This is a genomic window from Stenotrophomonas sp. TWI602, assembly GCF_039674045.1.
GTDB lineage: Bacteria > Pseudomonadota > Gammaproteobacteria > Xanthomonadales > Xanthomonadaceae > Stenotrophomonas.
In genome coordinates, this window is sequence record NZ_JBDJMT010000042.1 from 1 (window position 1) to 9812 (window position 9812).

The 9812-nt window shown below is 67.4% G+C and carries 6 protein-coding genes; 3 read left to right on the plus strand and 3 right to left on the minus strand.

Annotation, left to right across the window (positions count from 1 at the left end; translation table 11 throughout):
* Positions 1-170 precede the first annotated feature (170 nt).
* On the plus strand, positions 171-1052 hold the full coding sequence (locus ABE483_RS18745; protein WP_346482177.1) for an AraC family transcriptional regulator: 882 nt from the start codon (positions 171-173) through the stop codon (positions 1050-1052).
* A gap of 6 nt (positions 1053-1058) precedes the next feature.
* Here ABE483_RS18745 and ybaL read toward each other — a convergent pair whose 3' ends face one another.
* Together ybaL and ABE483_RS18755 are read right to left on the minus strand one after the other, a co-directional pair.
* On the minus strand, positions 1059-2762 hold the full coding sequence (ybaL, locus tag ABE483_RS18750) for a YbaL family putative K(+) efflux transporter (protein WP_088433889.1): 1704 nt from the start codon (positions 2760-2762) through the stop codon (positions 1059-1061).
* Positions 2763-3004: 242 nt separating this feature from the next.
* Positions 3005-5398, minus strand: a complete 2394-nt coding sequence (locus ABE483_RS18755) for a TonB-dependent receptor (RefSeq protein WP_346482178.1) — start codon at positions 5396-5398, stop codon at positions 3005-3007.
* 343 nt (positions 5399-5741) lie between these two features.
* On the opposite strand from ABE483_RS18755, the gene ABE483_RS18760 reads away from it, so the two are divergent.
* Entirely contained in the window at positions 5742-7598 is a 1857-nt protein-coding gene (locus tag ABE483_RS18760) for an ABC-F family ATP-binding cassette domain-containing protein (protein ID WP_313212518.1), read from the plus strand.
* A 39-nt stretch (positions 7599-7637) separates the two neighbouring features.
* Here ABE483_RS18760 and ABE483_RS18765 read toward each other — a convergent pair whose 3' ends face one another.
* Positions 7638-8537 (minus strand): LysR family transcriptional regulator, encoded by a 900-nt coding sequence (locus ABE483_RS18765; protein ID WP_313212517.1) that lies wholly within the window; start codon positions 8535-8537, stop codon positions 7638-7640.
* 204 nt (positions 8538-8741) lie between these two features.
* Between ABE483_RS18765 and blaL2 the strand changes: the two genes are divergently transcribed.
* A complete protein-coding gene (gene blaL2, locus ABE483_RS18770; protein ID WP_346482179.1) occupies positions 8742-9668 on the plus strand; it encodes a L2 family extended-spectrum class A beta-lactamase in 927 nt (308 codons plus the stop codon).
* Positions 9669-9812 lie beyond the last annotated feature (144 nt).

Below are 9812 nucleotides of genomic sequence, written 5' to 3' on the forward strand. Positions count from 1 at the left end.
GAGCCACGCCATGCGTGGCTGCGCGGCGCCGGAAGAAGACGCAGCCACGCATGGCGTGGCTCTACCGGCAGGGTTAGGATCGGCTGACGATCCCCCAACTGCGCAAGATCGGCCACGCGCAGGGGCGCCGCACGGCGCACGCTGAGCGTCACCTCGAGAGGGAGCCCGCCATGCACCGCATTGCCCAGGTCCGCCAGCGCCACGGTATCGATCGTGTCATCGCCCATCTGCAGGCGTGCCTGCGCGCTGGCGATCCCTTGCCCGATCTGGAGGCACTGGCCGTGATCGCGCACCAGTCGCCGTTCCACTTCCATCGCCTGTACCGTGCACTGACCGGTGAAACGCCCGGGCGTACCGTGGCGCGCCTGCGCTTGCTGCAGGCGCTGACGCTGCTCGGCCAGGCCGAGAGCCGGGTGACCGAGGTCGCCTTGAACGTCGGCTATGAAAGCCCGCAGGCGCTGGCCCGTGCCTGTCGCCAGGCGCTGGATGCCACGCCGAGCACGTTGCGTGAGGATGCCGGGCTGCGCAGCCACTGGCAGCAGCGGCTGTCGCTGCCGGCGGGCGATCACGCGGACGGGACGGTGCCGTTGCAGGTCACGGTGACCACGCTGGAACCCTTCGATGTGGTGGCGCTGCGCAGGGAAGGGGCCTTCGATGATCTGGATCAGGCCTTCGGCGCGATCTTCACCTGGGCCGCCGAGCAGGGCTGGGCCGAACAGCTGCAGCAGTTGATCGGCATCGCACGGACGGACCACCGCGACGCGCCGGCGCAGGAATGCGTGTTCGATTGCGCCATGGGCTTCGGGCGCCCGCCGCAGGCGCTACCGGCCCCGCTGCGTGCGCTGACGCTGGGTGGCGGCACGCATGCCGTGCTGCGCCATGTGGGCAGCTACGCGGGCCTGGAAGCGGCCACTGACGCCCTGCTACGCGACTGGCTGCCCGACAGTGGCCACGCCCTGCGCGAGGCGGAGCTGTACTACCACTACCTGGATGATCCGGAAGAAGTGCCCGAGGACATCCTCCGCGCGGATATCTGCGTGCCGGTCGCGTAGCGGCCCTCAGACCACCGGGATGCTGTGCTGCTGGCCCATCGTGCGGTACGGCGGGGTGGACATCACCATCTCGGCCAGCGAGTAGGCCAGTTCGCGCTCGGCCATCACCGTGCCATCGGCACCGTGGGCGAGCAGGTGCTTCACCTCGGCATCGCTGTGTGCACGCGCCAGCAGGGTCAGGCCGGGGTTGAGCGCGCGCAGCTTGGCCAGCGTTTCACCGGCTTCCAGCGGCTGCGGGATCGCCAGCACGGCGATCTTGGCGCGCTCGGGATGGGCTTCGGCCAGTACGCGGTCGGAGGCGGCACTGCCGCGGATACCGGGCAAGCCGGCCGCGTGCGCTTCGGCGACGTGTTCCTTGTTGTCGTCGATGATCATCACCGGCACCCCCCGGTCGCGCAGCACCTGCGCCAGCGCGCTGCCGACGCGGCCGTAGCCGATCACGATGGCATGGTCATGCAGGTCCAGCGATGGGCCCGGCGGCAATTCCGTCTCCACCGTGGTGGGGGCGGTTTCCTGATGCTTCAGCAGCCAGCGGTCGAGCAGGCCGAACACCAGCGGGTTGAGCATGATCGAGATCAGCGCACCGGCCAGCACCAGCGCCTGACCGGTGGGCGGCAGGATCCCCAGGGTCACGCCGAGCCCGGCGATGATGAAGGCGAATTCGCCGATCTGCGCCAGGCTGGCGGAAATCGTCAGCGCGGTACCGGTCGGATGGCCGAACGCGCGCACGATCACGAACGCAGCAGCCGATTTGCCGAACATGATGATCGCCGCCGTGGCCAGGACCTGCCACGGATGCTCGATCAGGATGGCCGGGTTGAACAGCATGCCGACCGAGACGAAGAACAGCACCGCGAACGCATCGCGCAGCGGCAGCGAATCATTGGCCGCCTTGTGGCTCAGTTCGGATTCGTTGAGCAGCATGCCGGCGAAGAACGCGCCGAGTGCGAACGACACGCCGAACAGCATCGCCGAGCCGAACGCCACGCCCAGTGCGATGGCCAGCACGGCCAGGGTGAACAGCTCGCGCGAACCGGTGCCGGCGATGCGCTCCAGGATCCACGGAATCACCCGGCGCCCGACCACCAGCATCACCGCCACGAACAGGCCCAGCTGCACGAAGGTCCAGCCGATGCTGGCCAGCACGCTGCCGACGGTATGGGTTTCATTGGCCGCATCGGGCCCGAACACGCCGGCCAGGACCGGCATCATCACCAGCGCCAGGACGCAGGCCAGGTCTTCCACGATCAGCCAGCCGATGGCGATCTTGCCGCGCGTGGTTTCCAGCAGGCGCCGTTCTTCCATCGCGCGCAGCAGCACCACGGTACTGGCGGTGGCCAGCGAGAAACCGAACACCACGCCATAGATCACCGGCCAGCCCATCAACGCCGCCAGGCCCCAGCCGAGCAGGGTGGCGACCAGGATCTGGCCGATCGCACCCGGGATGGCGATCGCTTTGACCTCCATCAGGTCTTTGAGCGAGAAATGCAGGCCGACGCCGAACATCAGCAGCATCACCCCGATCTCGGCCAGCTGGTTGGCCAGTGCCTGGTCGGCGACGAAGCCGGGGGTGAACGGACCTACGCAGATGCCTGCAATCAGATAACCGACCAGGGGAGACAAACGCAGCTTGTTGGCCAGCGCGCCGAAAATGAAGGCGAGCCCAAGGCCAACGGCAACGATGTTGATCAGGTCGGTGTCATGGTGCATCGGGGCTCGCAAAGAGGGGGGGTACCCCGATTTTCACCGATGCGGCCGGTCCGGGCAAACATCGATGGCCGCAATGCTGCTATGTCCCCGTGGTCAGGTCATGTGCTGTCCGGGACAGCCCGTGCGTTGAACGGTGAATGCGCGGAATCGCGGTTTCCTGCGGCCAAAACGCCCATGCCCCGGCGAACCGGGGCATGGGGTTTATCAGGCGGTTGCCGGCCAGCGGCCGGCACTACCTTGGGTTACCACTTGTAGGTCACGCGGCCATAGACGTACGCACCGTTGAACCCGTACGGCGAGTAGTTGCTGTACGGCAGCATGCCCCAGGTGGAGTTCTGCAGGTCCACGGTGCGGTCCGGGTATTCGTCCAGGATGTTGTCCGCGCCCAGGGTCAGGGTCCAGTTCTCGCTCGGCTTGTAGCTGGCCGAGGCATCGAGCACCCACGAGGCGTCGTAGGTCTGGTCGCGCAGGGCGGTGGCCGAGTTGCGCACGGTGAACGAGCCGTAGCGGGTGGCGGCCAGGTTCAGGTCCCACCGGTCCGAGCGCCAGGTGCCGCTGAGGATGGTCTTGTCGCGCGGGTAGCTGTCTTCGATGCGGCCGATCTCATCGCGGCCGATCAGCGACTGGGTGATGCCCAGCGTGCCGAACACCGGCGGCGAGGCGATGAACTTCTTCACCTCGGTCTCGTTGTAGCTGTAGGCCGCGGTCAGCTCCAGCGAGCTGGCGGCGAACGGAATCGTGTAACTGGAGACCGCATCCACGCCGCGGGTGCGGGTGTCCACGCCGTTGGTGAAGTAGGAGAACGCGGTGACGCCCGGCAGGCCCAGGTTGGCCAGCAGCGCGTTGGCGGCGTCATTGGTGGTGATGTTGGTCGACAGGACGATGCGGTCGTCGATGTCGATCTGGTACGCATCCACGGTCAGGTACAGGCGATCCACCGGCTGCAGCACCAGGCCCAGGCTGTAGGAGGTCGAGCTTTCGGCCTTCAGCTGGCTGGCGCCCAGGGCCTGTGCGGCCGGGCTGGTGGTCGGGAAGGTGCCGCGTTCGACGAACACGCCGTTGATGATCGTGCTGGTCACCGCCTGGTAGCTCTGCTGGGCCAGCGAGGGCGCGCGGAAGCCGCTGGAGGCGGTGGCGCGCAGGGCGACCTTGTCGGTGAAGGCATAGCGCGCGGAGAGCTTGCCGGAGAACTTGTCGCCGAAGTCCGAGTAATCCTCGTAGCGGCCGGTCACGCCGGCGGAGAACTTGTCGGTGAGGTCGGCTTCCAGGCCAGCGTAGACGGCGTAGTTGTCACGGTCGGCATCCACCGCGTTGAGCGGGGTGAAGCCGCCGAAGCCCTGTGCACCGCTGCCGGTGTAGGCGTTCAGTTCACCGGCTGACTGCTCCCACTTTTCCTTGCGGTACTCACCGCCGAAGGACAGCGTGACCGGGTAGGCCAGGCCCCAGTCCAGGGTCTTGGTCACATCGGCATTGACGATGTTCTGGGTGTACTCCAGCGCGCCGTCGTAGAACGAGCGCGGGCTGTTCACGCCGAGCGCGTAGTTGATGCTGTTGCGGGTGTGGAAATCGATCTTGTTGGCGCCGTAGTTGTAGCTGACATCCCAGTTCCAGCCGCTGTCCGAGCCGCCCTTCACACCGGCGACCAGCGAACGGTCCTTGGAATACTGATTGATCTCAGGCACGAACCCGTCCGGGTAGGTCTGCGCCAGCAGCGCGCCCTGGTTGAGGTTGTTGCGCGAGCGGTAGAACGCGAATGAGGTGATGTCGCGGTTGCTGGCCATCGCCGTGGCATAGGCCGAGACGTGGTCACTGAACTGGAAGCTGGCGTTGGCCGACGCGGCGGTCGCATCCACGCGCGGGTCACCGACCACGAAGGTGGTCTGGCCGATGTTGGGGAAGTTGCTCGTGTTCGGCACGGTGCCCTGGTACGGGCCGGCACGGTTGCTCTCGTCCTGCTGGACGATCTGGCCGGCCACATGCACGCTGCCGCGGCCGTCGGCGAAGCCGATCCCGGTATCGCCGGAGAGCTGGTACTTGTTGCCGTCACCGGCCGAGTACTGGCCGGCATCCAGCGCCAGGCTGCCGCCGGAGGACGAGCCCTTGAGCACGATGTTGATCACGCCGGCGATGGCATCCGAGCCGTACTGCGCGGAGGCGCCGTCGCGCAGCACTTCCACGCGCTCGATCGAGGCGATCGGAATCGCGTTGATGTCCACTGCCGAGGAGCCACGGCCGATGCTGCCGTTGACGTTGATCTGCGCGGAGGTGTGGCGGCGCTTGCCGTTGACCAGCACCAGCACCTGGTCCGGGGAAAGGCCACGCAGCTGCGCCGGGCGGATGCCGCTGGTGCCATCGGTCAGCGCCGGGCGCGGGAAATTCAGCGAGGGCAGGGCGCGGGCCAGCGCGGTGGCCAGCTCGGTGGTGCCGGTGGACTGCAGCGCCTCGGGGGTGATGATGTCGATCGGCGATTGCGACTCGGCCACGGTGCGGTCGGCCACGCGGGTGCCGGTGACGATGATGGTGTCCAGGGTGTTGGCGGCCGTCCGGGCAGGCACGTCCTGGGCGGTGGCGGCGAAGCTGGACATACCGAGCGCGACAGCTACGGCGGCGGCGAGCGTACTGGTCTTGCGGTTCATCAGGATGTGGCTCCGGTAGTGGCGGTGCTGCACCAAAGCGACATCACGGCATCGAGGATCGGGTCTGCGAAGGCGGTGTTGCGGTGCGCAATAGACGGATTAACGGGATATTCATCGCTTGTCAAATGTAAGTCACGTTCGTAAAAAACGTTGCAGAAGCAACCATTTACGTGAGGCCGGGGATTTGACAGGGGGGTCCCGGGGAAGCGCGGGCAGGGTCGTGGGAGAGAGAAACGAGGCCTGCCGCGCATCCCGGGGCCCGTCAAGTATTCGTTAACGCTAGAATTACGTCGCAGGAAAGGTGCTCACGAGCACATTCCATTCCGTTATATGGACCCCCAAGATGATTTCCCTTCGTAACTTCGCCTTGCGCCGTGGCGAGCGGCTGCTGTTGTCCAACGTCGACCTGACCCTGCATGCGGGGTACCGCGTCGGCGTGGTCGGCCGCAATGGCGCCGGCAAGTCCAGCCTGTTCGCCGCCGTGAAGGGCGAGCTGGAGGCGGACAAGGGCGACGTCGATCTGCCCGGCAAGATCCGCATCGCCAGCGTAGCCCAGGAAACCCCGTCGCTGCCGGATCCGGCGCTGCAGTTCGTGCTGGAGGGCGACACCGAGGTGGCCGCCGTCATGCGTGAAGAGGCGGAAGCCGCGGCGCGTGAAGACTGGGAAGCGGTGGCCACCGCCCACCAGCGCATGGCCGAGATCGGTGCCTATGACGCCGAGGCGCGCGCCGGCAAGCTGCTGCACGGCCTGGGCTTCCCGGCCGAAACCCACTCGCGCGCGGTCTCCTCGTTCTCCGGCGGCTGGCGCGTGCGCCTGAACCTGGCGCGCGCGCTGATGATGCCCAGCGACCTGCTGCTGCTCGATGAACCGACCAACCACTTGGATCTGGACGCCGTGTTCTGGCTGGAACAGTGGCTGCTCAAGTACCCGGGCACCCTGCTGCTGATCTCGCATGACCGCGAGTTCCTGGACAACGTGGCCACCCACACCCTGCATCTGCACGGTGGCGGCGCCAAGCTGTACGTCGGCGGCTATACCGATTTCGAGCGCCAGCGCGCCGAACAGTTGCGCCAGCAGCAGCTCGCCCACGACAAGGAACAGGCCGAGCGCGCGCATCTGCAGAGCTTCATCGATCGCTTCAAGGCGCAGGCCAGCAAGGCCGCGCAGGCACAGAGCCGCATGAAGCGCCTGGCCAAGCTGGCCGGTACCGAAGCGGTGCGTGCCGAGCGCGAGTTCCGCATCGAGTTCGCGCCGCCGGCCAAACTGCCGTTCTCGCTGATCCGGCTGAACCATGTCGAGGCCGGTTACGGCGCCGATTCGGTGATCCTGCACAACGTGGGCTTTGGCCTGGAGGCTGGCCAGCGCATCGGTCTGCTCGGCCCGAACGGTGCCGGTAAGACCACCCTGGTGAAGACCCTGGTGGGCGAACTGGACCCGATCAGCGGCGAGCGCGCCGCGCATCCGGACCTGCGCATCGGGTACTTCGCCCAGCACACGGTGGAGTCGCTGCATGAAGGGCAGTCGCCGATGGAGCACTTCCGCGACCTGGCCCCGGATGCACCGAACCAGTCCTTCCGTGATTTCCTCGGCAAGTGGAACTTCGCCGGTGACCGCGCGTTTGAACCGGTGGACGGCTTCTCCGGTGGCGAACGTGCGCGCCTGGCCCTGGCACTGATCGCCTACCAGCAGCCGAACGTACTGCTGCTCGACGAACCGACCAACCACTTGGATCTGGAAATGCGCGAAGCGCTGGCCGAAGCACTGGCCGACTTCGAGGGCGCGATCGTGATGGTCTCGCATGACCGCCATCTGATCGGTCTGGTCTGCGACACGTTCTGGCGTGTGGCCGATGGCGTGGTCGAACCGTTCGACGGCGATCTGGATGCCTACGCGGCGTGGCTGCGTTCGCGTCCGGCCGCGCAGGGCACCAAGCAGAAGATGGCCGCGGCGGCCCCGGAGCCGGTGCCGCCGACGCCGCCGCTGCCGCCGAAGAAGCCGGTCAATCCCCACAAACTGGCTGCTGCCGAAGCCAAGGTGGGCGAACTGGAGGCGCTGCTGGCCGACCTGGACCGCGAGCTGGCCAACCCGGCCAACTACGCCGATGCGACCCGCATGGCAGTCCTCGGTCGCGATCGTGAAGCCACCGCGACCCTGCTCAGCAAGGCCGAGCAGACGTGGATGGAATTGCTGGACGCGTAAACGGCATGCCGACCACCGGTCGGCATCTCCCTGGCACCCTCAGGCAACCGGTAGGTGCCGACCGTTGGTCGGCACATCGTCCTGCGCCTCCAGCCATTCCCGGAACCGCCGCGCCGCGTCGCTCTCGGCGCGCGAGCGCAGCCGCGTCAACCAATACCTGCCCAGATCCAGGGTCTGCGCGAAGGGTTGGATCAAGCGCCCTTGGGCAAGATCCTGCTCGAACATCTTCAACGGCAACAGCGCCACGCCCGCACCTGCGGCGGCGGCACTGGCCAGCGTCAGGGACGAATCAAACACCGGCCCACGCGCGTCCAGTTCCGGCGCGCCAGCGGCCTGCAGCCAGCGTGGCCACTCGTCGCTGCGGTAGGAGCGCAACAAGGCCACGTTGGCCAGATCGCGCGGCTGCCGCAGCGTACGTGCCAACGCAGGTGCACACAGCGGCGCAAACGGGGCATCCAGTACGGCATCGCTGACCTGCCCCTGCCAGTCGCCATCACCGAACCGGATCGCCAGGTCCAGCCCTTCACCGGCCAGATCGATGCGGTTGTTGTGGGTCTGCAGGCGCAGCTCGATATCCGGATGGCGCGCGTTGAAATCCCCCAGGCGCGGCAGCAGCCAACCGGTGGCGAACGTGCCGACCACGCCCACGCTCAACACCTCGCGGAAATGCCCGCCGACGAACCGGTCCAGGCTGACCGCGATGCGGTCGAAGGCCTCGTTGAGCACCGGATACAGGCGGGCGCCTTCATCGGTCAGGGCGACCCCGCGCGGCAACCGGGTGAAAAGCGACACGCCGAGCCGGTCCTCCAGTGCGCGGATCTGATGGCTCAACGCGGCCTGGCTGACGCACAGCTCCAGGGCGGCGCGGGTGAAATTCTGGTGCCGTGCAGCGGCCTCGAAGGCGCGCAGGGCATTGAGCGGCAGCTGGGGGCGGAGCATGGGCGAGCCGTGAGCAGGGATGATGCATCTTCGCACTGAGGGGCTGCTGCGGCGAGCGACGTGCAGAGATGACGCTGTTTTCCGCGTTCATTCCCGGCAGGGGGATCAGAAGGTATGAGGTCAAGTAATGACTTCCGCTGAAAATCCTCGCTGGTGGAGGCGCGGCAACCTGCCAATACTCAGGCCTTCGCCAAGGAGAACCCCATGATCGCTCGACGACAGTTCCTGCAATGGACCGGCGCGGCCGCCGCGTCTGCATTGGCCGCCACCGCCACCGCCACCGCCACCGCCACCGCCTTCGCCAAGACGCCGCTGCCCTCGCCGCAACCGGCCGTCGCGGCGAAAGACTTCGCAGCGTTGGAAACAGCAAGCGGCGGGCGCCTCGGCGTGACCCTGCTCAATACCGGCACCGGCTGGCGTACCGGCAACCGCCAGGACGAACGTTTCCCGATGTGCAGCACCTTCAAGTTCGTGTTGTCCGCTGCGGTGCTGCACCTGGCCGACCAGGGCAGGCTCTCGCTGGACCAGCGCGTGCCCGTGCGCCAGCCGGACATGCTCTCGCATGCGCCGGTGACCACGCGGCACCTAGGCAAGGATGTCACCGTGCGCGACCTGTGCCGGGCGACAATGATCACCAGCGACAACCCCGCTGCGAACCTGCTGCTGGGCAAGGTGGGCGGGCCGGCCGGCGTGACCGCCTTCCTGCGGGCCAACGGTGATGCGGTGACCCGTAATGACCGGCTCGAGCCGGAGATGAACCGCTTCGCCCCCGGCGACCCGCGCGACACCACCAGCCCGGCTGCGATGGCGGCCAGCCTGCAGCGCTTCGTGCTTGGTGACGTACTCACGTCCGCCTCGAAACAGCAGCTGGCGGATTGGTTGATCGACAACGAAACCGGCGACGCGCGATTGCGCGCCGGGTTGTCCAAGGCGTGGCGGGTGGGTGACAAGACCGGCAGCAATGGCGAGGACACCACCAATGACATCGCCATTCTGTGGCCGCTCGCCGGCGGTGCACCGTGGGTGCTGACCAGCTACCTGCAGGGCGCGACGGTGGATGATGCCGGCCGTAACGACGTGCTGCGCCAGGTGGCGGTGATCGCCGAAGGCATCATCCAGCGCGCCGGGTAGGCGATGCCGCCCGGGAGGCACCGACCGTTGGTCGGCGCGCACAGGGTAGGCACCGACCGTTGGTCGGTGCGCACACGGTAGTGGCGGGGGCGGGGCGCGCACCCAAGCCTACCGCCCCCCCCCCCGCCCGCCCCCCCGGGGGGC

Coding starts and splice junctions, on each gene's coding strand:
- ybaL (WP_088433889.1), bottom strand. CDS start 2,762: ATGCACCATGACACCGACCTGATCAACATCGTTGCCGTTGGCCTTGGG.
- blaL2 (WP_346482179.1), top strand. CDS start 8,742: ATGATCGCTCGACGACAGTTCCTGCAATGGACCGGCGCGGCCGCCGCG.
- ABE483_RS18745 (WP_346482177.1), top strand. CDS start 171: ATGCACCGCATTGCCCAGGTCCGCCAGCGCCACGGTATCGATCGTGTC.
- ABE483_RS18755 (WP_346482178.1), bottom strand. CDS start 5,398: ATGAACCGCAAGACCAGTACGCTCGCCGCCGCCGTAGCTGTCGCGCTC.
- ABE483_RS18765 (WP_313212517.1), bottom strand. CDS start 8,537: ATGCTCCGCCCCCAGCTGCCGCTCAATGCCCTGCGCGCCTTCGAGGCC.
- ABE483_RS18760 (WP_313212518.1), top strand. CDS start 5,742: ATGATTTCCCTTCGTAACTTCGCCTTGCGCCGTGGCGAGCGGCTGCTG.